A 24,727-nucleotide genomic window follows, 5' to 3' on the forward strand; every position below is an offset into this window, starting at 1 on the left:
AGAGGCCGAAAGTACTTGTCTGGAGACGGGCTGGGAGGATAGGAAATTGCCGGTTTTATGGCGGCTTTGGTGAAGCGGTTAACACACTGGATTGTGGCTCCAGCATGCGTGGGTTCGATCCCCACAAGTCGCCCCATTTTTATAGGGGTATAGCTCAACTGGTAGAGCAACGGTCTCCAAAACCGTAGGTTGTGAGTTCAAGTCTTACTGCCCCTGCCATTTTATTGGAGTGGTACTCAAGAGGCTGAAGAGGACGGTTTGCTAAATCGTTAGGCTGGGTAACTGGTGCGGAGGTTCGAATCCTCTCCACTCCGCCACTTCGAATTGAAAGCTCTGACTTAGGTCAGAGCTTTTTTAGTGTCTTTGTTTCGTGCCGTTAAAAGAATAAAAATTGACATATGTCCTTTTTTTTGTTATCCTTGTACCGTATTCCATCGTCATAATGGCGATGGAAAGATTTTTTTGTGGTAGTTTCGTAGAAAAAGGGAGGTATTCATTTATGCAGGCACAAGCGAAACAGGGCTTCCTTGAGCGCTTCTTCAAGCTCAGCGAGAAGAATACAACGGTCAAGACGGAAATCCTTGCTGGTCTGACGACATTTATCGCACTTGCTTATATCATTTTTGTCAATCCGAATATCCTGTCGGAAGCTGGTATCCCGAAGGAAGCAGCGATTGCTTCGACCATCTGGATTGCAGCGCTTTCGACGATGGTCATGGGTGTGTTTGCCAACTATCCGGTAGCTCTGGCACCGGGCATGGGGCTCAATGCATTCTTTGCCTATTACGTTTGCGGTACGCTTGGTCTTCATTGGACCGTGGCTCTTGGTGCCGTGTTCTTCTCGGGCGTTCTCTTCCTGATTTTGACGGTCAGCCATGTGCGCCAGGCCATCATCAACGCTGTTCCGCAGAATCTGCGCGTGGCCATTGGCGTCGGTATCGGTCTCTTCATTGCCTTCATCGGTCTGAAGGGCACAGGCCTCATCATTCCGGATAAGGCAACGTTTATTGGTCTCGGCCATGTCACGCAGCCAACGACACTTCTGTCGCTTTTTGGTCTCGTACTCACGGGCGCGCTGATGGCACGCAAGGTACAGGGCTCCATCCTCATCGGCATCGTGGCAACGACGGTCCTGTCGATGGTACTTGGTTATTCTCCGGCTCCGCACGGTGTCGGTGATATCATCAGCACGACACTGCCGCATATGGGCGAGACGTTTGGCAAACTCGATATCGTCGGTGCCTGGAATTATGGTATTGTCTCCATTATCTTTACGTTCACCGTTGTCGAGCTCTTCGATAACATGGGCACGCTCATCGGCCTGACGTCTAAGGCTAAGCTGGTCAAACCGAATGGTGAGATTGAGAACCTCGACCGCGCCCTGACGACGGATGCTGTCGGCACCATCTGCTCTTCAATTTTTGGTACGTCGACGGTCACGAGCTATATCGAGAGCGCCGCAGGCATCGCAGCCGGCGGCAAAACGGGCCTCACGGCTGTGACGGTTTCCATCTGCTTCCTGATTGCGCTGCTCTTTGCACCGTTGGTTGGCCTCGTGCCGGGCTTTGCGACGGCCCCGCCGCTGATTCTCGTCGGCGCGCTGATGATGAGCGAGGTCGGCAAAATCAATTTTGTTGACTTTTCGGATGGTCTGCCGGCATTCCTGACCATCATCATGATGCCGCTCACGGGTTCCATTGCCAATGGTTTTGCCTTTGGCTTTGTCAGCTATGTCTTCATGAAGACGGCTGTCGGCAAATATAAGGAAGTCAGCTGGATCATGTGGCTGGTTTCCATTGCCTTTGTCATCAATCTTGTCATGAGATCGTAAGATTTATCGTGGGAGACCGGTATCTTTTTTCTTGACAAGCACAGGTCCCTATGATAATATTTCATATTGTAGACGCCTAAGGTGCGTCTTTCCCCAACCGCACAGTGAGGTTCAAAAGAAACGAGCAATCGTACCGTAGCTGGCGAGTAATCTTTCAGGGAGGTGTTTTCATGTACGCAATTATCAAAACTGGCGGCAAGCAGTATAAAGTCGCTGAAGGCGATGTCATCACGGTCGAGAAACTGGCCGCAGGCGAGGGCGAAGCAGTTGTCTTCGATCAGGTCCTGACGGTTGTGAACGACGCAGATGTTAAGATCGGTACGCCGGTCGTCGAAGGTGCCAAGGTAACGGGCAAAGTCGAGGCTCAGGGCAAAGATAAGAAGATCCTTGTTTTCAAGTACAAGGCTAAATCCAATTATCGCAAACGTCAGGGTCATCGTCAGCCGTTCACGAAGGTTGTCATCGAAAAGATCGAAGCTTAATCTCCGATGATTAAGGTCAAGATCTTTTATCAGCCAGACGGCAGGATATCCGGGTTCGATGTTTCCGGCCACAGCGGCACGGCAAATGCGGGCGAGGATATCGTCTGTGCTGGTGTTTCGTCCCTCACAGATACTGCATTTCTTGGAATAACCGAGTATCTGCATCGCGAGGTCAGGTATGACGCAGCGAGCGGGAAGCTCAAAATGGAACTCAAGGGCAGTCCGGACGAACAGACAGAATCGATTCTGCAGACTATGCTATTGGGACTCTCCGCCATTGCGGAGGCATATCCCAAGGCTGTACGTATCCTGAAATAGTGGAGGTGAATTCCATGTTTAAGTTTGAACTTCAGCGTTTCGCACATAAGAAGGGCGTCAGCTCCACGCGTAACGGCCGCGACAGTGAATCCAAGCGCCTTGGCGTCAAGGAGCATGCTGGCACGATCGTAACGGCTGGCAGCATCCTCGTTCGTCAGCGCGGCACGCATTTCCATCCGGGCCACAATGTTGGTATCGGCAAGGATGATACGCTGTTCGCAAAGGTTGCCGGCAAAGTCGCTATCGAGCGCAAAGGCCGCTATAACCGTCAGATCAGTGTTTACACGGCTGAAGAAGCTATGTAATGAAAAGATACCTGCGCATTCCTCAGGAAGGTGCAGGTATTATTTATATTATATGGAAGAAAACGGCGTTAAGTTGCGTTGTGATGGGTAGAAAGCCGGTATTGGGTATCACAATGCCGGCTTTTTATGCATCATAACAGGAATGCAGCGCAGGTCCGTTGAAATAAGAAAAGAATCCAGAAGGAAAAAGGAGGCTATCATGCAGTTTATTGACAGAACACGTGTCATTGTCAAAGCCGGTGACGGCGGCCATGGCAAATCGGCGTTCCGCCGTGAAAAATTCATCCCAAAGGGCGGTCCGTCTGGCGGCGATGGCGGCCGCGGCGGCGATATTATTTTTGTCGTTGACCAGAATATGAATACATTGCTCGACTTCCGCTATCATCGCAAATTCAAGGCGGAGAACGGCGAGAACGGCGATATCAAGAACCAGTACGGCAAGAATGCGCCGGCCTGCTACGTCAAAGTGCCGGCTGGCACGATTGTCAAGGACGAGGATACGGGCGAAGTGCTTGCCGACCTCACGGAAATAGGTCAGGAGGCTGTGATCTGCAAGGGCGGCCGCGGCGGCCGCGGCAATGCGAAATTCGCCAATGCCGCGAACCGTGCCCCGACGTTTGCCGAATTCGGCGAGCCGGGCGAGGCGCGCAATCTGATCCTCGAGCTTAAGCTGCTCGCCGATGTTGGCCTGGTCGGCTATCCGTCGGTCGGCAAGTCGAGTCTCGTCGCGAGTGTCAGTGCGGCGCGTCCGGAGATTGCGGAGTATCACTTTACGACGATTACACCGGTCCTCGGCGTGGTCAAGACGGATTACGAGAAGAGCTTTGTCATGGCGGATATCCCAGGCCTCATTGAAGGGGCAGCTGACGGTGTCGGCCTCGGTCATGACTTCCTGCGTCACGTTGAACGCACGAAGCTCATTCTGCATATCGTCGATGCTTCCGGCATTGAGGGACGCGACCCTGTCGATGATTTTTATAAGATCAATGCAGAGCTCAAGAAGTACAGCGAGAAAATCGCGCGCCGCACGCAGATTCTTGTCGCCAATAAAATCGACCTGCCGCAGGCACAGGAAAACCTGCCGCGGCTCAAAGCTCTGGCCGAAAAGGAGGGCTTGAAATTCTTTGCTATCTCAGCAGCAACGCATGAGGGCGTCAAGGAATTGATTTCTTATATTGGCGAATGGCTCGACAATTATGTGGAAGAGCCGGAGCAGGAAGAAGAAGTCAAGGTCTATGATGAAACGGCTGAGGACCCGGAGAAGGTTACGATTACGCGCAATGATGCCGGCGACTTCATCGTGCATGGCAAGGCCATTGAAAAACTCGTCATCATGACGAATTTCAACAATGATGAGGCCGTACGCCGCTTCCAGTACATCTGGCGCATCAAGGGCATTGATGAAAAGCTCAGGGAGCGCGGCATCAAGGAAGGTCAGACCGTCCGCATCGGCGAGATGGAATTTGAGTACCGTGAGTAATTTCAAGCGATAAAATGCATTTTAATGATGTAAAATCGTACTTTTATGTTTATATATTTAGAAAGCAACGGAGGAATAGTAATTGATCCGCAATTCGTTAACAGGAAAACAGAAGAGCTTCCTGCGCTCCATGGGCATGAAACTCGAGCCCGTCGTACAGATTGGCAAGGAAGGCGTGACGCCAACGGTTGTGCAGGCTGCGCGTGAGGCCATCAAGAAGCGCGAGCTCATCAAAATTCGCGTGCTGCAGAACTGCATGGAGCTGCCGGCCGATGCCATTGCCATGGTCGCCGAGCGCTCCGATGCCAATCTCGTACAGGTCATCGGCCGCAACGGGCTGCTTTTCAAGCGCAATTTCGAGAAACCGAAAATCGAACTGCCGTAAAGGGGAGAGAGTATGGATGCACGTCAAAGACTCAAAGAAGCCAAACGCATTGTCGTAAAAGTCGGGACGAGCACGCTGGCACATGATACGGGCAAGCTGAACCTCTACCGCATTGACCATCTGCTGCGCGAGCTTGCCGACCTCATCAACGGGGGCCGCGAAATCATTTTGGTTTCCTCCGGTGCGATTGCAGCAGGGCTTGGCAAGCTGGGCCTTGCGAAAAAGCCGGATTCCATACCGGAGAAACAGGCTGTGGCGGCGATTGGTCAGGGCGTGCTCATGCATATCTACGAAAAATTCTTTGCAGAGTACGGCAAGACCATTGGGCAGGTTTTGCTGACCAAAGAAAATGCTGTGCGCCACAATCAGTACAGCCATTCGCGCGATGCCCTGCTTGCCCTGCTCGCGATGGGGGCCGTCCCTGTTATCAATGAAAACGATGCGGTAGCCGTGGATGAAATTAAGATTGGCGACAATGACAATCTTTCAGCCATGGTCGCGACGCTTGTCGATGCCGATGCCCTGATCATTCTGTCGGATATTGATGGCCTCTACACGGCCAATCCGGCGACGCATCCGGAAGCCAAATTGATTGACACGATTCCGGAAATCACGCCTGACGTCATCGAAATGGCCGGCGGCGCCGGTTCCTCGCTCGGTACGGGCGGCATGGCCACGAAGCTGCAGGCTGCACAGATTGCCATGAGCGCCGGTGTCAACATGGTCATTGCGTCGGGCAGTCAGGAAGGGCTGCTGCGCCGCATCTTAAATGGTGAAAAAGTCGGCACGGTTTTCCCTGCACGCGAATCACATTTGCGCGTGCGCAAGAGCTGGCTGGCCTTTGGCAAAAGGCTGCAGGGAGAACTGGTCGTTGATGCGGGGTGTGTCAAAGCGCTTGAAAGCGGTTCAAGCCTGCTGGCTGCCGGCATTTTGGAACTCGACGGTGAATTCAAGGCCGGCAGTACGGTGCGCGTGCTCGCGGAAGACAATCGTGAGATTGCGCGCGGCATTGTCAATTACGATTCGCAGGATCTTCAGCGGCTCATCGGCCACAGGACGGAAGATTTTGCCAAACTCGTTGCAGGTGCTGCCTATGACGAGGTCATTCATCGGGACAATATGGTCCTGATGGTCTGAGGGGAGAATATAATGATGGATATTCAGGCAGAGATGAAAAAGAAGGCAGAGGCTGCGAAAAAAGCAGCGGCAAAACTTGCCCTGCTTTCGACGGATGTCAAGAATAAAGCGCTCTTGGCAATGGCGGATGCCCTTGAAAAACGCAGTGAGGTCATTTTGCAGGCCAATGCGCTGGACCTTGAGGATGCCCGCCAGAAAAAAGTCAAACGGTCATACCTTGACCGCCTGATGCTCGATGAAGGCCGTATTGCAGGTATGGCGGAGGGGCTGCGCCAGACGGCAGCCCTGCCGGATCCTGTGGCAACGGGGGATTATTCGACCGTACGCCCCAATGGCCTTGAGATTCGCCGCGTGCGTGTGCCGCTCGGCGTCATTGGCATTATTTATGAAGCGCGTCCAAACGTCACGGCCGATGCCGCTGCCCTCTGTCTCAAGGCAGGCAATGCCGTCATTCTGCGCGGCGGTTCTGAGGCGATCCGCTCGAATACGGCCATCAGCTCTCTTTTGGCCAAGGCTGCCTATAAGGCCGGTATTCCGGAGGGCGCGATTCAGTTTGTGGACTTCACGGACCGCGAGGCCGTCGATGCCATGATGCATCTGCGCGGCTGCCTCGATGTCATTATCCCGCGCGGCGGTGCAGGTCTTATCAAGCACGTTACAGAAAATTCCTCGGTACCGGTCATTGAAACGGGCACCGGTGTCTGCCATACCTTTGTCGATGCCTCGGCCGATCAGGATATGGCTATTTCCATCGCCGTCAATGCCAAGGCCAGCCGCTGCTCGGTCTGCAATGCCATGGAGACCCTGCTCGTCCATCAGGACATTGCCGCGGAGTTCCTGCCAAAACTTATGCAGGCCATGACGGCAAAACATGTCGTACTGCGCGGCTGCGAGAGAGCGCGTGCCATCTGCCCTGAGATGGAAGAAGCGACGGAAGAAGACTGGTCCACGGAATACGGCGATCTGATCCTTTCGGTGCGCGTGGTCGATGACCTCGATATGGCCATTGCCCATATCAACCGCTACAATACGGGGCATTCGGAAGCGATTGTCACCAAGGATATCATCAATGCACACCGTTTCCAGCGTGAAGTCGATGCAGCGGCTGTCTATATCAATGCTTCCACGCGTTTTACGGATGGTTTTGAATTCGGCTTTGGTGCAGAAATCGGCATCAGCACGCAGAAACTCCATGCGCGCGGACCGATGGGACTCATGGCTCTGACGAGTACGAAATATTTGATTTACGGCGAAGGACAGATTCGCGAATGAGAATGATAAGGGGATACTGGCAGACCATGCGCGCGTATCTGGCGACGCCCAAAGGGGCTTTTGATGCGCGGGATTACGGCAGAGCCCTGCTTTATATGGCAGTGAGCAGCATGGGAGCAGTCTTTTTCTTGAAACTGACTTTAGGGGAGTGAGGAATATGTCAGTCTGCCGTTTTGGTATTATGGGCGGGACGTTTGATCCCATCCATAACGGCCATCTGCTGACAGCAGAATTTGTCCGGGATGCTTATGCACTCGACAAAATCATGTTTATTCCGGCTGCCCGCTCTCCCTTCAAACTCGACAAGAAGGTAGCCACAGCTGAGCATCGCCTGCAAATGACGCGTTTGGCTGTGGCGGATAATCCGTATTTTGAGGCTTCGGATATCGAAATGCGCCGCGAGGGTGTATCGTATACTGCGGATACGATACAAGAACTGCATCAAAGATTTGGCGAAGCAGCAGAGCTCTATTTCATTACGGGAGCGGATGCCATCAATGATTTGCCAGCCTGGCATGAGCCTCAAAAACTTTTAAGCAGCTGTCATTTCATCGCTGCAACTCGTCAGGGAACGGAACTTGATTTAAAACGTTTGCGCGCTTTCTTTGGTCCGCTCTGTGATGAGCATATCCATCAATTGACGACGCCGGAACTTGAGATTTCATCTACGAACATTCGCGAACGGATACGGGACGGGCATTCCATCCGCTATATGGTGCCGAAACCTGTAGAAGAATATATCAGAAAAGAAGGGCTGTATCGATGAGTTTTGCAATGAGCTTGGAACAAATGAAGAAAGAGCTGAAAGACCGGCTTAAGCCAAGCCGCTTCCGCCATTCGCTTGGTGTCGAGGAAACGGCAGTCTTTTTGGCCGGACGCTTTGGTGTCGATGAGGAAAAAGCCCGTGTTGCCGGTCTTTTGCACGACTGCGCACGTGAATTCCGCAATGAGGATATGATTCAGGAAGCGGAAAAACGTGGCATTGCGATTGGCGAAGTAGAGCGGTCGATGCCTCTTTTGCTGCATGCCAACATTGGAGCCGAACGTGTGAAAGAGATTTACGGTGTTGAAGACGCTGCCGTTTCGCAGGCGATTGCCCGTCATACAGTCGGCGGTCCTGCGATGACGAAACTCGATAAAATCATTTGGTATGCAGATATGATTGAGCCGGGCCGTGATTTTCCGGGAGTCGGAGAGCTTCGTGAACTGGCAAAAAAAGCATCCCTCGATGAAATGATGCTGGCCGGACTCAGCCATTCGATTATTTTTGTTGTCCAAAAGGGACATCTCATTCATCCTGCAACTGTGCTGGCCCGCAATGAGATTCTGCTGAAGAGCATGAAGGCTGAAAAGGGTAAGAAGGAAGACTGATGGCGAGAAGGCAGGAAGACAATGTGACGCGCCGTCACATTGAACAGAAAAAAAAGGCCTTGGCGCGGATGCGGCGGCGCCGTTTCCTGCGGCGCATGCTGGCTCTGATCATTTGTACGGTGTTTTTGCTGCTGGCGGCGGGCGGCGTGTATGCGCTGATTCGAGGCGTGGAGTATGTCACGCAGGAATACCATGAAATGTATACGGGATATACAGAACGCCGCGCGTCCTGGCAGGGGGATGTCAATCCAAGCTTTGATGGCTATACGAATATCCTCGTCATGGGGCTTGACGACGGGGCTGACCAGACGAATACAGAGGGGGCTAAGGCCGATACGATCTTAGTGCTGAGCCTGGATAATCAGTCCGGCAAAGTGCGGTTCATCACGATTCCGGGAGATACCTGGGTCAATCCGCCGGGAACTACGAAATTCATGCGCATGAGTTCGGTCTACACGACAGGCGGTGCGCCGTTAATGGTCCGCGAAGTCAATCAGCTCCTCGACATCCCGATTCACCAGTATGTGGCTTTGGATCTCAAGGCCTTTTCCGAACTCATCGATGCGTTGGGCGGTATTGATATCTATGTGGAAAGCGATATGGATTATGAAGACCCTGAAGCCAATCTCAATATTCATTTGAAAAAGGGATATCAGCATCTTGATGGCAATCAGGCTCAGCAGTATCTTCGCTACCGCAGTCCGGAACTTGGGGATGTCGGCCGTGAACAGAGGCAGCAGCGTTTTGTCAAGGCCCTTTATCAGCAGGTGCTGCGGCTGGAGACGGTGCCCAAACTGCCGGTCATTGCCGAGATTTTCCGCAAGCATGTCAAGACCAGTGCAGAAATCTTTGATTCAGCACATCTTGCCAATGTACTGCGCCATCTTTCGAGCGACCAGCCGGAGGGCGTAATCCTTCAGGGAGCGCCTACTTTGGGGGATGATACCATTTGGATGCCGGACTACAATGGCATCCGTCATCAGATGAAGGAACTTTTCCCGGAAGCGGATCCTTCAGGGAATGGGCAGTAGAATGAATGGAACTATAAAAGAAATCATAAGATCAGAACCTGACCGCTCGGTGCAGTGCTGCATTTTGATAGGGGTTGGGGACAGGAGGTAAAAATATGACAGAACAGGAAATGTGCAAAACAATCTGCAAGGCAGCCAGCGATAAAAAGGCACGCGACATTGTGACGATGGATATGCAGGGACTCATGATCTCGGCAGATTATTTTGTCATTTGCTCCGCCAACACGGCTACGCAGGTGCGTGCCATTGCGGATAATATTGAAGAAGAGCTCGCGAAAGAGGGCGTGGCCTTCAATCATAAGGAAGGATACCGCGAAGGTGAATGGGTGCTTCTGGATTTCGGCGATGTGGTTGCGCACATCTTCCGTCAGGAAGCGCGTGAATATTATGCACTTGAGCAGCTCTGGGGCGACGCGAAACTCACGGCTTACGAAGAATGAGTCAGATGGGGAGCAAAGCTATGAACGATAAGACGGAAATGTCTAAGCCGGTGCAGGCGGCAGATGGGCAGCAGCCCGCCGCACGCCAGAAAAGAAAATTTGGCCCGAGCACGGTAGCAAGACTGCAGGTCGCGCGTGTCAATGAGATGGGCGCCTTCCTCGATGCCCAGACAGGTAATACGTCAGATGATATTCTGCTGCACAAAACGCAGCAGACGCATCCGGTGGCAGTTGGCGATTTTGTCGATGTTTTTCTTTACCTGGACCCGAAGCGCCGCCTGACTGCCAGCATGCGCGTGCCAAAGATGAAGGAAGGACAGATTGCCCGTCTGCGCGTCATCAATGTCAGCCGCGACGGCGCCTTCCTCGATGTCGGTGCGGAGCGCGGTATTTTCATGCCGTATGCCGGCATGCGCGGCCGTCCGCAGGTCGGCGAGGTCGTCTGGGCCAAGCTTTACACCGATAAATCGGGACGTCTGGCCGTGACCATGGAAGTAGAGGACGAAATGCGCCGTGCCTCAAAACCTGCGACCCATGTCAAGGTCGGGCAGATGGTCACGGGCGCAATTTATAACTATACGGATGCCGGTGCCTTTTTGTTTTCCAATGAACGTTACATCGTCTTTATCGCGAATAAAGAGATGAAGGATAACGAGCGCCCGCGTGTCGGTCAGGTTGTGACAGCCCGCGTGACATTCGTGCGTCCGGACGGCAGGCTCAATGCTTCTCTGCGCGAAGCCAAAGAAAAAGCCCTTTTGACGGATTCGGAACGCATTCTGGCCCTCCTGGAAAGCCGCAAGGGACGCATGCCGTACAGCGATGAAACATCGCCTGAGGTCATCCGCGACAAATTCCAGATCAGCAAGGCTGCTTTCAAGCGGGCCCTCGGCCATTTGATGAAGGAAGGGCGTATTCGGGAAGCGGACGGCTGGACCTATCTTTTGAACGATGAGGGGCAGGCCGCGCTGCAGAAGCCTGAAGAAACAGAATGACAGGCGTTCTGACTTATGGTGCGGCGCGGTTTTTGTCCGTGCCTTCGGAGGGACTTTCATGAGACGTTATACAACACTTCTTTTGACGGCGTTCCTGCTGCTGGCCATCGTCATTGCCGGTTCTGCCTACCTTGCTGGTTCCGGCCATATTGACCATCGGACAAAAACACCGGAGCTCACTGTCCTGACGACCCTGCCGACAGAAGAAGCTGAAATCTTGTCTGATGCCTATGAAGAGAATTCCGGCGTGCGTGTCAATTTTGTACCGCTTTCCTCTGCTGAAGCCCTGGAACGTATGCAGGCACAGGCTGAAAATGCGCATCAGGCCAAGGCTGCGATGGTGCTGGCAGACTGGCAGACTTTGGGAAAAGCCTCGCAGAGCGGCTGTCTCGAACCTTATGTCTCTGAACGCGGCGATATGGTTCCTGAGGCTTTTCGTCAGCAGGATGGCTATTGGATGGGCGTATGGTATGATCCAGTCGTCTTTTGCATCAACCGCGATTATTTGAAAACTTTGCGCGCGGATATTCCGGATACATGGCAGGCACTTTCTGAGCAGGACGCGCGTATCGGCATTACGGATTTCATGGCAGCGGATGCTTCTGCAAATCTGTTTTATGCGATGACAGCGGAATTCGGTGAAGAAAAAACGATGGATATCTTTGAGAAGATTCATCCGCACGTCGTGCAGTATGCGCGGTATCTTTCCAATCCCGTGCGTCAGGCCGGTATGGGAGAAGTCGATATCTCGATTGCTGTGGAGAGTGAGACGCTCCGCTATATCCATGACGGCTATCCACTGCAGATCATCTATCCGACGGATGGCACGACTGCCTGGATTACGGGCACGGCCATTTTGCAGAATGATGGGGAGCGCGAGAAGGCCATGGCAAAGAATTTTGCCGACTGGCTGCTTTCGGACGAAGCACAGCTGGCCCTGCAGAGCCATAATTATTTTTTCGTGCCGACCAATCCGGGGACATTGGCGTATAAATCATTTGCTGGCAAAAATCTGGTCCTTTTCACACAGCTGCCGCAGTTTTCTGAGCAGCAGCGGCATGATTTACTCGATAAATGGGCCAGAGAAGTCCGGTTTAAATGATGCGTGAGCTTGAAATTTGAAATGAATTGCAGAGGATGCTGTCAGGCATCCTCATTTACATGAATCGTACAGGATAAGCGTATCATAGTATTATAGGAGGTATTTCCGTGAAAGCTGGTTTTATCAGTCTTGGCTGTTCCAAGAATCTAGTCGATACCGAGGTCATGCTCGGCATTCTCAAGGAGCATGGCATCGAGCTCACGGCCAATCCGGCCGAGGCCGATATCCTCATTGTCAACACCTGCGCTTTTATTCAGTCGGCGAAGGAAGAATCCATTACGACCATTCTCAATATGGCCGAATACAAGGAGAGCGGCCGCTGCCGCAGCCTGATTGTCGCAGGCTGCCTTGGCCAGCGCTACAAGCAGGAGCTCTTAGATGAGATTCCCGAGGCCGATGCCATCATCGGCACGGGGGCCTGGAGCCGCATCATGGAGGCCGTGGAAGAGACGCTGAAGGGGCATCGCGTGGTCATCGCAGGCAAGGATGAAGCCCTTTATGATGAGCATACGCCGCGCATCACGACAACGCCAGCATATACGGCTTATGTCAAGATTGCCGAAGGCTGCAACAACCGCTGTGCATTCTGTGCCATCCCGTACATCCGCGGTGATTACCGCAGCCGCCGCATTGAGGATATCTGCGATGAAATCCGCCATCTGACGGAAAACGGCGTGCGCGAAGTTGTGCTGATTGCACAGGATTCGACGGAATACGGCCGCGACCTTTACGGAACACCAAAACTTGCGGAGCTCCTGCGCGAAATCGTCAAGGTGCCAAAACTCAAATGGGTCCGCACGCTGTACAGCTATCCGAAGTATTTCAGCGACGAACTCATTGAGACGATTGCCAGCGAGCCGAAAATCTGCAAATATGTAGACCTGCCGCTGCAGCATGCCCATGATGCCGTACTGCGCAGCATGCGCCGTCCGGATACCCAGGAAGAAATGCGCACGCTCATCCACAAGCTGCGCGAACGCATCCCCGGTGTGACCATTCGTTCAACCTTCATTGTCGGCTTCCCCGGCGAAACGGATGCCCAGTATCAGACGCTGCGCAATTTCCTCGAAGAAATGCGCCTTGATAAAGTCGGTGTATTCACGTATTCGCGCGAAGAAGGCACGCCGGCTTATGATATGCCGAATCAGGTGCCGGAAGAAATCATGCAGGAGCGCTATCATGATCTCATGAGCCTGCAGTGCAAGATTTCCGAGCAGATCAATCAGTCTCTTGAAGGCAAGGAACTCGACGTGCTCATCGAGGGACGCGATGAAGAGCAGCCGAATATTGCGGTGGGACGTTCCTACCGCGAAGCACCGGAAGTCGATGGCCAGTTCTACGTGGAAAATGACCCCGACAGCAAACCCGGGGATATCGTGCGCGTGCGCGTTGTACAGGGCTTTACTTACGATGTCCTCGGTGAGCGCATTGACGGAAAGAAGGATTGAATCATGTCAGAACTTCTGGAAGAAAAGATAGGCAGGCTTCTTAGTGCGCAGAATTTGACGATTTCCTGTGCAGAATCCTGTACAGGGGGGCTTCTGACGAGCCGTCTGACGGATATTGCGGGCAGCTCAGCTTATGTTATGGGCTCGGTTGTTTCCTATACGAACTGCATCAAAGAAGCTTTGGTCGGTGTTCGTCATGAGACGCTGCTGGCTCATGGAGCAGTCTCAGAGGAAACGGCGCGTGAGATGGCAGAGGGCATTCGCCGTGCGATAAAAACGGACATTGGGATTGGCATTACGGGCATTGCCGGTCCGGGCGGCGGCACGAAGGAAAAACCGGTCGGACTCGTTTTCATCGCCGTTTCAGGTCCCTGGGGTACGATAGTCAAGGAAAATCATTTCCGCGGCACGCGCACAGAGGTCAAACGTCAGACGACGGATACGGCTCTCTCGATGGCCTGTGCTTATCTTGAAGAGCGGAAAGAAGAAAAGAGGTAACTTTATTATGCGTTTCTATTCTTATATGGCAGCAGCAGCCCTTGGTGCATCTTTGCTGCTGGCGCCGGCTGTGCCGGCCTTTGCGGCTGAACAGACTTCAGCTGAGAGCACACAGGCTCCTGTCGAAGTATCCCTTCCGTATACGTATACGAGTCAGCAGTATGGGTTTTCCATCCAGTGTCCTCAGAAACCGGTCGGTGTTATCCCAGCCAGCCTTCTTTATGAAGACCGCACGGGCGAGGTGCTGATTTTCGATAATGAAGAGTACAATATCAAATACGCGTGGGTTGTGCTGACGAATGCCTTTGATAACAAGAGCGTGCCGGATCTCAACAAACTCAAGCCGGCCGATGCGGAAAAGCTTCTTTCGGGCATTATGGGCAGCAATGGCTATGAGGGCATCATGCTCGTGAATCTCGATGCCAAGAATAAGGCCATCTACGCCGTGACGGCCAAAGAAGTCGAGGTCGATGAAGATGGCGACGGCAAAATTGACGGTGTGGCCAAGGCCGATACGCAGATGGCAGTAGCCTTCTTCCGCACGCCGAAGGGCAATCGCTATGGCGTAGAGCTTATCGATAATCCGGATTTGCGCGCAAGTTCCCTCGCTGCTTTCCAGAAGGGCATTACGACGCTCAAGGACGTTGACAAAAAACAGGTCAAGAACAGCAAAAATGCGAAGACCAGCAAAAATGCCAACAGCAGCAAAAAAGGCGATAAGAAAAAAACAAAATAAATTCATGCAGCAAAGGGCAGGCATCGTGCAAAACGATGCCTGCCCTTTTTGTTTGTTGAGATTTTCCTAAAAAATATTTTGAACAGCAAAAAAGCCAGCCCTTAAAGACTGGCTGAATATTCATATGGCAGGGGTAGCTGGACTCGAACCAACGCATGCGGGATTCAGAGACCCGTGCCTTACCAACTTGGCGATACCCCTGTGTCTTTCGACATTTATATATTATACGGATGAATCCTTTTTTTGTCAAGTATTCTCCTAAAAAAAATATTGCATAGTGTGGTTGTATTTTCTGAGACAGCAGAATCCCAATTTTCTATTGCTTTTTCACTTCTTGATTGCTATAATGAAATTAACAAATGAACCATTGTTCATATGTTTGTAAGGAGAGTGGAAATATGAATCCCAGACAAAAGAAAAATCTTATTCGCATTATAGCGACAGCGCTCCTCATGGTGCTGCTGGCCTATCTGCCGCTTTCTGGTATGAGGCGCTTTTTGGCATATCTTGTTCCTTACCTGATTGTGGGCGGCGATATCCTCGTCAAGGCAGGCAAGGGCATCTGGCGCCGTCAGCCGTTTGACGAGTGTCTGCTCATGGCTGTGGCGACGATTGGTGCCATGGCACTGGCGCTTTATGAAGACGGCGATTATACCGAGGGAATTGCCGTCATGCTCTTCTATCAGGTGGGCGAATGGTTCCAGTCGTATGCGGTCGGGCGCAGCCGCCGCAATATTTCGGAACTCATGGATATCCGTCCGGATTACGCAAATCTCGTAGGAGCGGATGAAAAGTGGCAAAGAGTTCAGCCGGACAGTGTGGCAGTTGGCTCGGTCATTCTCGTCAAGCCGGGAGAAAAAATCCCAATCGATGGCGTGATTGCCGAAGGTACTTCTACCCTGAATACCGTGGCACTCACGGGTGAAAGCCTGCCGCGCAAGGTGGGAAAGGGCGATGAAGTCATCAGCGGCTGCATCAATACGAGCGGTCTTTTGCATATCCGGACGACAAAGGCCTTTGCAGAATCAACAGCCTCTAAAATTTTGAGGCTCGTTGAGGAGGCAAGTTCCCGCAAATCAAAGTCCGAACATTTCATTGCCAAGTTTGCACGTGTCTATACGCCAATTGTCGTGCTTGCAGCTGCCATTTTGGCCGTGGTACCTCCGCTGGTGCGCATTGCTGCCATGGGCATGGCACCGGAATGGGGAACGTGGATATACCGCGCGCTGACTTTCCTCGTCATCAGCTGCCCTTGTGCACTCGTCATCAGCATTCCGCTGTCGTTCTTTGCCGGCATTGGCGGAGCAAGCCGCACGGGCGTGCTCATCAAAGGTTCCAATTATCTGGAAACACTTTCCAAGGTGGACACGGTTGTATTCGATAAGACGGGTACTCTTACCAAGGGTGTTTTTGAAGTCACGGCCATTCATCCGGAGAAAATCAATCCGCAGGAACTCTTGCATCTGGCAGCCCATGTTGAACGCTTCTCGACGCATCCCATCGCTGCTTCGCTGCGCAATGCCTATCAGCATGAGGCTGATGACTGCAAAGTCGAGGATGTGGAAGAAATTGCCGGACGCGGCGTGCGTGCCCATGTCAATGGACAGGTCATCTATGTCGGCAATGAAAAACTGATGCAGGATGTCGGTGCTGCCTGGCATCCGTGTGAAAAGTCCGGTACGATTGTCCATGTGGCCATTGACGGCGAGTATGCAGGCCATATTGTGGTATCGGACGTTGTCAAAGAACATTCTGCTGAGGCGATTGAGGCCCTTCACCGTACGGGTGTAAAGAAAACGGTCATGCTGACCGGCGATACGAAAGCCGTGGCTGAGCAGGTTGCTGCGGAGCTGAAACTCGATGATGTTTACAGCGGACTTTTGCCGCAGGATAAGGTAGAAAAAGTCGAAGCGCTGCTGCAGAAGGAGAAGGATGGCCGCAAACTCGCCTTTGTCGGCGACGGCATCAATGATGCACCGGTCCTTTCGCGGGCAGATGTCGGCATTGCCATGGGGGCAATGGGCTCGGATGCAGCCATTGAGGCTGCTGATATCGTCCTCATGGACGATGACCCGCTGAAAATTGCTGCGGCAAAGCGCATTGCGAAAAAGACGATGGGCATCGTTCATCAGAACATTGTTTTCGCAATTGGCGTCAAAGCCATCGTACTCGTGCTCGGTGCCATTGGCCTTGCTTCGATGTGGGCTGCTATTTTCGCCGATGTCGGGGTCATGATTCTCGCGGTTCTCAACGCCATGCGCGCGCTCTTTGTCGGCGGCCGCATAGAGTCCCTGCCAAAAGCTGATAAAAAAGAACATATGGAACTGCCTGCAGAAAAGAAATATATGGAAGGTGCTTCTAATGCACCGAATCAGGCTGCCCGTTCGTATAAAATTGATGTGGACTGTGCAAACTGCGCCAATCTCATGGAGTCTGCAGCGAAAAATACGGCAGGGGTTCAAAATGCCGTGGTCAATTTCATGATGCAGGAGATGAAAGTGGAGTTTGAACTCGGTGAAGACCCACAGGAAGTCATGCAGCGCGTGCGCAAAAACTGCAAGAAAGTCGAAGACGACTGTGAGATTTACCTTTGAGGATACGGTTTCCTCTTTGTCTGTTTTTACAAAAATGGCTGCTCTTTTAGAGCAGCCATTTTGCATGTAACATATAAGAATATATCCTTTTAATAGGACTGGGCCTGAGCCGGTGACGAAGAAAGTTTTTCCAGGAATGGCGTGGTCTCGAGGTAGATTTCAAAGGTGCGCGGCCATGGAAAACTCATATCAGCCTGCAAGTCATGCAGCTGCAGCCAAATGGTTCCAGCGGGAGTGTCAATCGGGAAGGGAGCACGGAATGCCGCTGTTTGACGGTAAACAAGCAGATGGCGCGTCATAGACGTGCGCAGCATGAGGTTGGCCCAGCGGTAATTGCGCTCGAGGTCAAGGTCTGCTGTATTGACATAGCCGGCTTTTTTCAGTGTGCTGTTGATTGTATCGATATCTTCTTTGAGATAGAAATAGTCTTCGAGAATGCGGTTTTCGAGAAAGCGAACCTGCGGGGCGGCAAGGCCGATGGCTTCTTCCTCGTTTGTCACAGCAGGCAGGGAAGAGCGGTAAAGGCAGGCCTGTGCGATGGCCGTGCCGAGGGAATTGCTCGTGGTGTTCCAGCCGGCGTAGGCGAGCAGGCGGTTCAGGGGAAAATCACTGGCAATGAGCTGGGGCAGTACAGTTTCCTCGCCCGTAAAATGTTTGCTGAGGTCGACGAGGGCAGTTGGCTGGCCTTTTTCGATGTTTTCTTTCAGCAGCTGCACACATTCTGCACGGCTGTCCAAGGTGTTTTCATTGGCATCATTTGTCGATACGAGCAGAGTGAAGTCGGCTTCCTCAGGGGAGGCAACCTGCTCGCCGCCTGTCAGGCGTATTTTTTCTTCTGTGCAGATGCCGGTCGGCACGGCCATGTATGGCATAATGCGGTCTTCGGCATGGGCGTCATTATACTGCACGAAAACCTTGGGAATATAGCCAGTCTGTTCATTGTGCCAGGCAGCGAGCAGGGAAAGGGCGATTTCATCGGCTCCATGTGTCAGAAAGACCTGCTTTTCCGAGAGACCGAGGTCCTTAATATAGCCCTGCAGGGCAAATTTTTCGATATTGGGGATGCCGTATTCTTCCCCATCGTCCTGCCCGAGCACGAGGCGTGTCAGCGTGCCGTCGTGCGTGAGGTCAATCAGTCGTTCGTTTAAAGCAGCATTTTCCCGAAAATGTGCGAGATAGCGTTCAAGACTTGCGGGCGGAATCTTTGCTTTCAGGGAAGCAATTTTTTCCTCGTCGACGGAAAGCCCTGCGGCCTGACGGCCCACAAGCCTTGAGTAGGCCATGATATCGCGTCGTTCATCATAGCCGTCAATCGTATCCTGCGGTGTCAGACGCGGCAGGATGCTGAAGGCGTAAATCGGTACATCTGGATGATCTTCATGAAGTTCCTGAAGATAGGTGAGGAGCTCGTTCACATCTTCCTCTGAGGCCTGTTTTTCACGCGCGGTCAGAAGGCCGCCGTAAAGCAGCTGGTCAATGGAGAGAATAACAGCATCGGCATGCCCGATTTCGGAGGAGAGCCAGCTTTTCATGGCTTTTGTATCGCCGGGCTGCGAGTAATAATCCTGCAGTTCATGCGGCGGTGTCAGAACTTCTGTGCCGCCGATGCGTCCGGCATCGATGACAAACTGACGGCAGGGGGGCCTGCCGTCAAGCGGAATCAGGATGACATGATGCGATATGGTTTCCTGAGGGGACACCGGCGTGCCGGCCGGATGCTGCATTTGGCGCAGATTCCAGAGCAGCAGCGCAAGGCAGGGCACGAGAATTAAGATCAAGAGACTGCGTTTCGGTAAGAATCGGTTCACGGGAGTTCTCCTAAATTTGCTCAAATTTTGCTTGCAGATGATACTTGCATGGATGACAGAAGATGGACATTTGTCGAAAGCAGGCTGTCATCCTGTTTTATTATATCATAAAGGTTCACGAAAACGAGAAAATATGATAGAATGAAGCTGTTTATAGGCATTTGGATTTGGAGTGGAAACTATGAGAATCATTACGGGCTCGGCGCGCGGCTGTCGTTTAAAGACCCCGAAAGGTCAGACGACGCGGCCGACCTCTGACCGTATTAAGGAATCACTGTTCAATATCCTGGGGCAGAAGGTGGTCGGGCGTCATGTGCTGGACCTTTTTGCCGGCACGGGGAATCTTGGCCTTGAGGCGCTGTCGCGCGGTGCTGCGGCTGCCTGCTTTGCAGACCAGGCGACGGCCGCGCTCATCAAGGAGAATGCGGCCCATGCGCATTTGCTGGACAAAGCGGAGGTGCATGGCGGCGATGTCTTTGCAGAGCTTGCGCATCTTTCGCATGGCAGTCGTTCTTTTGATTTGATTTTCTGTGATCCCCCTTACCATAAAGGACTTTTTCAGAGGGTACTTGCCTTTTTGGAAGAGAGTCAGGTACTGGCTCATGATGGCATCCTTGTCGTGGAGCATGGTGCTGATGAAAATGACATGCCGGAGCTTTCTAAGCTTTGCTGTGTGCTGAACCGCCGCTATGGCCATACGACCCAGCTCAGCTTCTTTCAGTGGAAGGCGTATCTCGAGGAGGATGATTTATGAGACGTGCTGTGTGTTCAGGCAGCTTTGATCCCGTGACGACTGGTCATATCGACATTTTTGCCAGGGCCAGTATGATGTTTGATGAGGTCATCATCTGCGTGTTCCACAATATAAATAAAAAGGCGTTCTTTCCGGTCGAAGAACGCGTGCGTTTCCTGCGCGAGGCGACAAGCCATCTGCCTAATGTCAGGGTCGACTCTTTTTCCGGTCTCATTACAGAATATATGAAGGAACATGATGCGCATATCATCGTGCGCGGCGTGCGTTCCATAAAAGACCTTGAATATGAGCAGAATGAGGCTTATATGATTCGCCATCTGGAACCCGATATTGATACGGTATTCCTTTTGACACGGCCGGAATATTCGTTTGTGAGTTCTTCTGGCATCAGGGAACTCATTCGTTTCCATGGTGATATACATGGCCTTGTGCCGCCCTGTGTGGAAGAGGCTGTAAAGATTTCAGGAAAAGAAAGGGAGTAAGCGGAGTATGGGAGTACGCGAGACTTTAGATAGAATTGAGAACATGGTGGCCACGGCTAAAACTTTCCCCTTTACGGGACATATTCTCATCAATGACAATGACCTTGTTCATTATGTAGAAGAACTGCGCAACGATCTGCCGAAGGAACTGGAGAAGGCCGAGCTCATCATGAAAAAACGCGATGAGATTTACGAAGATGCCAAGCGCGATGCAGAGAACATCCGCAAAGATGCGCAGGCACAGGCGCGTCAGATGGTCGAGCACGATGAAATCGTCCTGCAGGCCAAGCAGCGCGGCAAGGAAATTCTTCAGGAAACGCAGCAGAGGGAACAGGAAATGGTGGAGAAGGCCGAAGCGCGGGCCAAAGAGCTTCAGGACAATGCGGATATCTACGCCAATCAGGTCTTTGAACAGCTCATCGCACATGTCTCCAAAACATTTGAGGGCATACAGCAGGCACAGAATGGCGTGCAGCAGGCTGCCAGCGGAGTTCAGCAGGTTACGAATGGACTGCAGCAGGCCCTGAGTGTCCTGCAGCAGGCGAAGGCAGGACTCAATCAGCCTCAGCCGCAGCCGCAGCAGACACAGCCGGCACCGGCTGAGCCAAAGGAAGAACAGCAGTCAGCCGGGCAGGAATAAAAGCAGGGCCTATGATGAAGCCGTCATCATAGGCCCGTTTTGACGGGAAATGCGGATAAAACCGCAGAGATGAAGAGATGAATGGAAAGGATGTGAAAGGATTCTATGACCGATGCAGAGCTTATGGATATTCTGCAGCAATATAAAGAAGGAAGAATATCTTCGGAGCAGGCTCTTCAAGAGCTGCATAAAGGTTCTTTTGAGGATGTCGGCTTTGCCGAGATCGACCACAGCCGTGAACGCCGTCAGGGCTTTCCGGAGGTCATTTTCGCGGAGGGCAAGACAAAAGAGCAGCTGCTCTTCATTATGAAATCCCTGCAGGAAAACAGTCAGGGAAGCATCATGGCCACGCGTGCCAGCCGCGAGATGTTTGACTTTGTTCATGAAGATATCGCAGAGGCCCGCTATGATGAGATGGCGCGCATCATTTATATCGAACGCCCTGTCAGGCGCGATCCCCATCACACCATCCTGATTCTGACAGCAGGGACGAGCGATATTCCCGTTGCGGAAGAAGCAAGGCTCACGGCTTATCTCTGGGGCAATGCGGTCAAGACCCATTATGACTGCGGTGTGGCCGGCATCCACAGGCTCTTTGCCCATAAAAAGGATATCGATGAAGCCAATGTCATCATCGTCATCGCCGGCATGGAAGGAGCCCTTGCGAGCGTCGTTGGCGGTCTGACAGATAAACCTGTCATTGCCGTACCGACGAGTGTGGGCTATGGTGCGGCTTTTCATGGCGTGACAGCCCTTCTTGCGATGCTCAGCAGCTGCGCAGCGGGAATTTCGGTCGTCAATATTGACAATGGCTTTGGTGCAGGCGTGCTCGCGAGCAAGATCAATCATCTGCGCTGATGATAGGATGTTACTTCGAAGATATGATTTGAGGATATAAGATAATGAAAGCGATTTATCTCGATTGTTTTGCCGGCATCAGCGGCAATATGCTGCTCGGTGCCTTTTTGCAGGCCGGTGTGCCGGAAGCACATCTTCGCGAAGAACTCCGGAAGCTGCCGCTTGGCAATTCTTACGATATGAAAATCCAGACGGTCAAGAAAAATGGCATAGATGCTGTTTATGTAGATGTTGCACTGCTGCAGGGACAGGAGCATCACGAACATCATGAGCATCATGGGCATGAACATCATCATGCCCACCGCACGATGGCCGTCATCCGTCAGATGCTGACGGATTCCACGCTCAAACAGTCCGTCAAGGATAAAAGTCTGGCCATTTTTGAGAAACTGGCTGAGGCAGAGGGCAAGGTGCATGGACGTCCCGCGGATGAAGTGGCTTTTCACGAAGTCGGAGCGGTGGATTCAATCCTTGATATCGTGGGGACGGCCGTCTGTCTCGATTATCTTGGCATTGAGCGTGTATTTGCCTCAAAAGTCAACACGGGCTCGGGATTTGTACACTGCGCGCATGGCCTGATGCCGGTGCCGGCACCGGCCGTAGCGGAACTTTTGCTCGGCTGGCCGACGTATCATGCGGGAGATGCAAGGGAACTGACGACGCCGACAGGAGCTGCTGTACTGCGCAGTCAGGCTGAATATGCTGAAAATCTGCCGGATGGCTTTACCGCGGAACATATTGCTTATGGAGCAGGAACCTGGGACCTTACAATCCCCAATGTGCTGAGACTCTACCTCGGCGATTTTGAGGAGAATGCGGGCCGAAAAGGCACGGATTTTTTTCAGCTTGAAACGAATATCGATGATATGAGCCCGCAGGTTTATGGCTATCTGTACGAAAAATTATTTGCTGCAGGTGCTTTGGATGTCTGGGTGACGCCAATTCTCATGAAAAAGTCGCGTCCGGCACAGAAACTTTCTGTGCTGTGCCGGACTGCAGAAAAAAATTCCTGTATCAATATTCTCATGCGGGAAACGACGAGCATCGGCCTGCGCGTCATCGCTCTCGCGGAACGCCCCGAGGCACAGCGATGCTTCCGGAAGGCCGATACGCCGTATGGTTCTGTTTCCTGCAAACTGGCGTACTGGCAGGGAAAACTCGTCAACGTCAAGCCGGAATATGAGGACTGCTGCCGTCTGGCAAGGGAGAACGGTATTCCGCTTAAAACAGTCGAACGGGCGGCCAGAATGGCTGTGGAAACGATTACATATGATAAATAAGAGCAGCAAAATCGAAAAAAGTACTTTACAACGCGATTTCCCTGCAGTATAATACAACTTGTTGAAACAAGAATATGTTGTAACATAAGGTTCGCGTGTTACTGGATAGGCAGGCATCAGCGAAAAGCAACAAAAATTCACATCTGGCTTTGCTGGATGAATTTTTGTCAATGGCTTTTTGCTGATGCCTTTTTTTGTCTGGATAACCGCAGCAACCGAAGAAGGAAAGGACGGTCTTCATGAAAGACGAAATCTTCAGCGTATTGCAGCGCGTTGGCCGCAGCTTCATGCTGCCCGTTGCAGTACTGCCGATTGCCGGTATTTTGCTCGGCATCGGCGCCTCGTTCACGAACCCGACGACAATCAAGACGTATGGGCTTGAGGCCATTTTTGGCGATGGTACGATTCTTGGCGGTCTTTTGACCATCATGGCCAGTGCGGGCAATACGATCTTTGGCAATCTGCCGATTATTTTTGCAGTCGGCGTTGCCATCGGTATGGCTAAGGCTGAGCGTGAGGTCGCGGCTCTTGCTGCCATGATCTCTTTCTTCGTCATGCACAGTGCCTGCAATGCAATGCTCAAGCTTAACGGCCAAATTCTGCCGGACGGCTCGATTGCACCGGGAGTGCTCGAAGGTACAATTGCGAGCTCCTGCGGCATCATGTCGTATCAGATGGGCGTTTTCGGCGGCATCATCGTCGGCATTGGCGTAGCTTATCTGCACAATAAGTTCCATAAAATTGTACTGCCAAACGCCCTGTCGTTTTTCGGCGGTTCGCGCTTTGTGCCGATTATCTCGACCGTTGTTTACCTCTTTGTCGGTATCGCGCTCTTTTTCATCTGGCCGCTTGCTCAGGATGGTATTTTTGCCCTCGGCAGCCTCGTCACGGGCACGGGCTACATCGGCACGCTGATTTTCGGTATCATCAAACGTGCTTTGATTCCGTTTGGCCTGCATCACGTCTTTTATCTGCCGTTCTGGCAGACAGGCGTCGGCGGTTCGATGATGATCGACGGCCAGCTCGTTCAGGGCGGTCAGAATATCTTCTTTGCCCAGCTCGCTTCGCCGAATGTCACGCATTTCAGCGCGGACGCCACGCGTTATTTCTCCGGTGAATTCATTTTCATGATCTTCGGTCTGCCGGGTGCAGCTCTCGCCATGTACCGCTGTGCGAAGCCGTCGAAGAAGACGGCTGCTAAGGGCCTGCTGCTTTCCGCAGCCCTGACCTCGATGCTCACGGGTATCACGGAGCCGATTGAATTTTCCTTCCTGTTCGTGGCACCGGCACTCTTCGGTGTCCAGGTCATTTTGGCCGGCGCAGCTTACATGATTGCGCATATGCTCAACATCGCCGTGGGCCTGACGTTCTCGGGCGGTCTTCTGGACCTCTTCATTTTCGGTATCCTGCAGGGTGAAGCCAAGACGAACTGGATGTACATCATCCCCGTCGGCATCATCTATTTCTTCCTCTATTACTTCAT

Annotated in this window: 25 protein-coding genes, 4 tRNA genes and 1 pseudogene; 28 read left to right on the forward strand and 2 right to left on the reverse strand. The window is 52.4% G+C overall.

Annotated features, from left to right (window positions below):
- Positions 1-60: 60 nt before the first annotated feature.
- From ACI4OH_RS09025 to ACI4OH_RS09120, 20 genes are all read left to right on the forward strand, one after another.
- Positions 61-136: transfer RNA gene (locus ACI4OH_RS09025), tRNA-His, on the forward strand.
- Between the two features lie 7 nt (positions 137-143).
- A tRNA-Trp gene (locus ACI4OH_RS09030) sits at positions 144-219 on the forward strand.
- Positions 220-226: 7 nt separating this feature from the next.
- Positions 227-317, forward strand: a tRNA-Ser gene (locus ACI4OH_RS09035).
- 182 nt (positions 318-499) lie between these two features.
- Positions 500-1,831 (forward strand): NCS2 family permease, encoded by a 1,332-nt coding sequence (locus ACI4OH_RS09040; RefSeq protein ID WP_295634002.1) that lies wholly within the window; start codon positions 500-502, stop codon positions 1,829-1,831.
- Between the two features lie 170 nt (positions 1,832-2,001).
- A complete protein-coding gene (gene rplU / locus ACI4OH_RS09045) occupies positions 2,002-2,313 on the forward strand; it encodes a 50S ribosomal protein L21 (protein ID WP_005842586.1) in 312 nt (103 codons plus the stop codon).
- A 6-nt stretch (positions 2,314-2,319) separates the two neighbouring features.
- Positions 2,320-2,631, forward strand: coding sequence for a ribosomal-processing cysteine protease Prp (locus tag ACI4OH_RS09050; protein ID WP_435721997.1), 312 nt, complete (start codon positions 2,320-2,322; stop codon positions 2,629-2,631).
- Between the two features lie 14 nt (positions 2,632-2,645).
- Entirely contained in the window at positions 2,646-2,936 is a 291-nt protein-coding gene (gene rpmA / locus ACI4OH_RS09055; RefSeq protein ID WP_036375921.1) for a 50S ribosomal protein L27, read from the forward strand.
- 199 nt (positions 2,937-3,135) lie between these two features.
- The gene (gene obgE, locus ACI4OH_RS09060) at positions 3,136-4,416 is read left to right on the forward strand and encodes a GTPase ObgE (RefSeq protein WP_432647203.1); all 1,281 of its coding nucleotides are present in this window, start codon (positions 3,136-3,138) and stop codon (positions 4,414-4,416) included.
- A gap of 82 nt (positions 4,417-4,498) precedes the next feature.
- Positions 4,499-4,801, forward strand: coding sequence for a ribosome assembly RNA-binding protein YhbY (yhbY, locus tag ACI4OH_RS09065; RefSeq protein WP_432647202.1), 303 nt, complete (start codon positions 4,499-4,501; stop codon positions 4,799-4,801).
- Between the two features lie 12 nt (positions 4,802-4,813).
- A complete protein-coding gene (gene proB, locus ACI4OH_RS09070; protein ID WP_432647201.1) occupies positions 4,814-5,938 on the forward strand; it encodes a glutamate 5-kinase in 1,125 nt (374 codons plus the stop codon).
- 15 nt (positions 5,939-5,953) lie between these two features.
- Positions 5,954-7,210: a glutamate-5-semialdehyde dehydrogenase gene (locus ACI4OH_RS09075; RefSeq protein WP_432647207.1), complete on the forward strand. Its 1,257-nt coding sequence runs from the start codon at positions 5,954-5,956 to the stop codon at positions 7,208-7,210.
- 157 nt (positions 7,211-7,367) lie between these two features.
- Positions 7,368-7,976 (forward strand): nicotinate-nucleotide adenylyltransferase, encoded by a 609-nt coding sequence (nadD, locus tag ACI4OH_RS09080; RefSeq protein ID WP_432647199.1) that lies wholly within the window; start codon positions 7,368-7,370, stop codon positions 7,974-7,976.
- Positions 7,973-8,581 carry a bis(5'-nucleosyl)-tetraphosphatase (symmetrical) YqeK gene (gene yqeK, locus ACI4OH_RS09085; protein WP_432647198.1) on the forward strand — a complete coding sequence of 203 codons (609 nt, stop codon included), beginning with the start codon at positions 7,973-7,975 and terminating at the stop codon, positions 8,579-8,581. Before nadD ends, yqeK begins: the two co-directional genes overlap by 4 nt.
- Positions 8,581-9,612: an LCP family protein gene (locus ACI4OH_RS09090; protein ID WP_432647197.1), complete on the forward strand. Its 1,032-nt coding sequence runs from the start codon at positions 8,581-8,583 to the stop codon at positions 9,610-9,612. Before yqeK ends, ACI4OH_RS09090 begins: the two co-directional genes overlap by 1 nt.
- A gap of 95 nt (positions 9,613-9,707) precedes the next feature.
- Complete coding sequence (gene rsfS, locus ACI4OH_RS09095) at positions 9,708-10,052, forward strand: ribosome silencing factor (protein ID WP_439784620.1); 345 nt, start codon at positions 9,708-9,710, stop codon at positions 10,050-10,052.
- 38 nt (positions 10,053-10,090) lie between these two features.
- A complete protein-coding gene (locus ACI4OH_RS09100; RefSeq protein ID WP_432647206.1) occupies positions 10,091-11,044 on the forward strand; it encodes a CvfB family protein in 954 nt (317 codons plus the stop codon).
- A 58-nt stretch (positions 11,045-11,102) separates the two neighbouring features.
- Complete coding sequence (locus ACI4OH_RS09105) at positions 11,103-12,146, forward strand: ABC transporter substrate-binding protein (protein WP_435721995.1); 1,044 nt, start codon at positions 11,103-11,105, stop codon at positions 12,144-12,146.
- Between the two features lie 107 nt (positions 12,147-12,253).
- The gene (rimO, locus tag ACI4OH_RS09110) at positions 12,254-13,594 is read left to right on the forward strand and encodes a 30S ribosomal protein S12 methylthiotransferase RimO (RefSeq protein ID WP_435721994.1); all 1,341 of its coding nucleotides are present in this window, start codon (positions 12,254-12,256) and stop codon (positions 13,592-13,594) included.
- A gap of 3 nt (positions 13,595-13,597) precedes the next feature.
- A complete protein-coding gene (locus ACI4OH_RS09115) occupies positions 13,598-14,092 on the forward strand; it encodes a CinA family protein (RefSeq protein ID WP_435721993.1) in 495 nt (164 codons plus the stop codon).
- A 7-nt stretch (positions 14,093-14,099) separates the two neighbouring features.
- A complete protein-coding gene (locus ACI4OH_RS09120) occupies positions 14,100-14,828 on the forward strand; it encodes a hypothetical protein (protein WP_435721992.1) in 729 nt (242 codons plus the stop codon).
- Positions 14,829-14,953: 125 nt separating this feature from the next.
- On the opposite strand, the gene ACI4OH_RS09125 is transcribed toward ACI4OH_RS09120, so the two are convergent.
- Positions 14,954-15,029: transfer RNA gene (locus ACI4OH_RS09125), tRNA-Gln, on the reverse strand.
- 197 nt (positions 15,030-15,226) lie between these two features.
- On the opposite strand from ACI4OH_RS09125, the pseudogene ACI4OH_RS09130 reads away from it, so the two are divergent.
- Both ACI4OH_RS09130 and ACI4OH_RS11865 read left to right on the forward strand, forming a co-directional pair.
- Positions 15,227-17,101, forward strand: a pseudogene (locus ACI4OH_RS09130) (heavy metal translocating P-type ATPase); the annotation flags it as partial.
- Positions 17,102-17,173: 72 nt separating this feature from the next.
- The gene (locus ACI4OH_RS11865) at positions 17,174-17,422 is read left to right on the forward strand and encodes a cation transporter (RefSeq protein ID WP_503908469.1); all 249 of its coding nucleotides are present in this window, start codon (positions 17,174-17,176) and stop codon (positions 17,420-17,422) included.
- An 89-nt stretch (positions 17,423-17,511) separates the two neighbouring features.
- On the opposite strand, the gene ACI4OH_RS09135 is transcribed toward ACI4OH_RS11865, so the two are convergent.
- A complete protein-coding gene (locus tag ACI4OH_RS09135; RefSeq protein ID WP_439784621.1) occupies positions 17,512-19,230 on the reverse strand; it encodes a DUF4127 family protein in 1,719 nt (572 codons plus the stop codon).
- A gap of 181 nt (positions 19,231-19,411) precedes the next feature.
- Here ACI4OH_RS09135 and rsmD point away from each other — a divergent pair, with 181 nt between their 5' ends.
- From rsmD to ACI4OH_RS09165, 6 genes are all read left to right on the forward strand, one after another.
- Complete coding sequence (gene rsmD / locus ACI4OH_RS09140) at positions 19,412-19,984, forward strand: 16S rRNA (guanine(966)-N(2))-methyltransferase RsmD (protein WP_435721990.1); 573 nt, start codon at positions 19,412-19,414, stop codon at positions 19,982-19,984.
- Positions 19,981-20,466: a pantetheine-phosphate adenylyltransferase gene (gene coaD / locus ACI4OH_RS09145; RefSeq protein ID WP_432648329.1), complete on the forward strand. Its 486-nt coding sequence runs from the start codon at positions 19,981-19,983 to the stop codon at positions 20,464-20,466. Before rsmD ends, coaD begins: the two co-directional genes overlap by 4 nt.
- Before the next feature lie 7 nt (positions 20,467-20,473).
- Complete coding sequence (locus ACI4OH_RS09150; RefSeq protein WP_435721989.1) at positions 20,474-21,106, forward strand: ATPase; 633 nt, start codon at positions 20,474-20,476, stop codon at positions 21,104-21,106.
- A gap of 105 nt (positions 21,107-21,211) precedes the next feature.
- A complete protein-coding gene (gene larB / locus ACI4OH_RS09155; protein ID WP_435721988.1) occupies positions 21,212-21,964 on the forward strand; it encodes a nickel pincer cofactor biosynthesis protein LarB in 753 nt (250 codons plus the stop codon).
- A 44-nt stretch (positions 21,965-22,008) separates the two neighbouring features.
- Positions 22,009-23,244 carry a nickel pincer cofactor biosynthesis protein LarC gene (larC, locus tag ACI4OH_RS09160; protein ID WP_435721987.1) on the forward strand — a complete coding sequence of 412 codons (1,236 nt, stop codon included), beginning with the start codon at positions 22,009-22,011 and terminating at the stop codon, positions 23,242-23,244.
- Positions 23,245-23,483: 239 nt separating this feature from the next.
- Positions 23,484-24,727: PTS transporter subunit EIIC (locus ACI4OH_RS09165; protein ID WP_439784622.1), on the forward strand; the 1,244-nt coding region annotated here is incomplete at its 3' end.

This window comes from Mitsuokella apri, from assembly GCF_051886055.1.
Taxonomy (GTDB): Bacteria; Bacillota; Negativicutes; order Selenomonadales; family Selenomonadaceae; genus Mitsuokella.

What these genes read in the sequence shown, in the direction of transcription:
- ACI4OH_RS09040 (WP_295634002.1), top strand. Translation starts at nt 500, where the DNA reads ATGCAGGCACAAGCGAAACAGGGCTTCCTTGAGCGCTTCTTCAAGCTC.
- rplU (WP_005842586.1), top strand. Translation starts at nt 2,002, where the DNA reads ATGTACGCAATTATCAAAACTGGCGGCAAGCAGTATAAAGTCGCTGAA.
- ACI4OH_RS09050 (WP_435721997.1), top strand. Translation starts at nt 2,320, where the DNA reads ATGATTAAGGTCAAGATCTTTTATCAGCCAGACGGCAGGATATCCGGG.
- rpmA (WP_036375921.1), top strand. Translation starts at nt 2,646, where the DNA reads ATGTTTAAGTTTGAACTTCAGCGTTTCGCACATAAGAAGGGCGTCAGC.
- obgE (WP_432647203.1), top strand. Translation starts at nt 3,136, where the DNA reads ATGCAGTTTATTGACAGAACACGTGTCATTGTCAAAGCCGGTGACGGC.
- proB (WP_432647201.1), top strand. Translation starts at nt 4,814, where the DNA reads ATGGATGCACGTCAAAGACTCAAAGAAGCCAAACGCATTGTCGTAAAA.
- ACI4OH_RS09075 (WP_432647207.1), top strand. Translation starts at nt 5,954, where the DNA reads ATGGATATTCAGGCAGAGATGAAAAAGAAGGCAGAGGCTGCGAAAAAA.
- nadD (WP_432647199.1), top strand. Translation starts at nt 7,368, where the DNA reads ATGTCAGTCTGCCGTTTTGGTATTATGGGCGGGACGTTTGATCCCATC.
- yqeK (WP_432647198.1), top strand. Translation starts at nt 7,973, where the DNA reads ATGAGTTTTGCAATGAGCTTGGAACAAATGAAGAAAGAGCTGAAAGAC.
- ACI4OH_RS09090 (WP_432647197.1), top strand. Translation starts at nt 8,581, where the DNA reads ATGGCGAGAAGGCAGGAAGACAATGTGACGCGCCGTCACATTGAACAG.
- rsfS (WP_439784620.1), top strand. Translation starts at nt 9,708, where the DNA reads ATGACAGAACAGGAAATGTGCAAAACAATCTGCAAGGCAGCCAGCGAT.
- ACI4OH_RS09100 (WP_432647206.1), top strand. Translation starts at nt 10,091, where the DNA reads ATGTCTAAGCCGGTGCAGGCGGCAGATGGGCAGCAGCCCGCCGCACGC.
- ACI4OH_RS09105 (WP_435721995.1), top strand. Translation starts at nt 11,103, where the DNA reads ATGAGACGTTATACAACACTTCTTTTGACGGCGTTCCTGCTGCTGGCC.
- ACI4OH_RS09115 (WP_435721993.1), top strand. Translation starts at nt 13,598, where the DNA reads ATGTCAGAACTTCTGGAAGAAAAGATAGGCAGGCTTCTTAGTGCGCAG.
- ACI4OH_RS09120 (WP_435721992.1), top strand. Translation starts at nt 14,100, where the DNA reads ATGCGTTTCTATTCTTATATGGCAGCAGCAGCCCTTGGTGCATCTTTG.
- ACI4OH_RS11865 (WP_503908469.1), top strand. Translation starts at nt 17,174, where the DNA reads ATGGAAGGTGCTTCTAATGCACCGAATCAGGCTGCCCGTTCGTATAAA.
- rsmD (WP_435721990.1), top strand. Translation starts at nt 19,412, where the DNA reads ATGAGAATCATTACGGGCTCGGCGCGCGGCTGTCGTTTAAAGACCCCG.
- coaD (WP_432648329.1), top strand. Translation starts at nt 19,981, where the DNA reads ATGAGACGTGCTGTGTGTTCAGGCAGCTTTGATCCCGTGACGACTGGT.
- ACI4OH_RS09150 (WP_435721989.1), top strand. Translation starts at nt 20,474, where the DNA reads ATGGGAGTACGCGAGACTTTAGATAGAATTGAGAACATGGTGGCCACG.
- larB (WP_435721988.1), top strand. Translation starts at nt 21,212, where the DNA reads ATGACCGATGCAGAGCTTATGGATATTCTGCAGCAATATAAAGAAGGA.
- larC (WP_435721987.1), top strand. Translation starts at nt 22,009, where the DNA reads ATGAAAGCGATTTATCTCGATTGTTTTGCCGGCATCAGCGGCAATATG.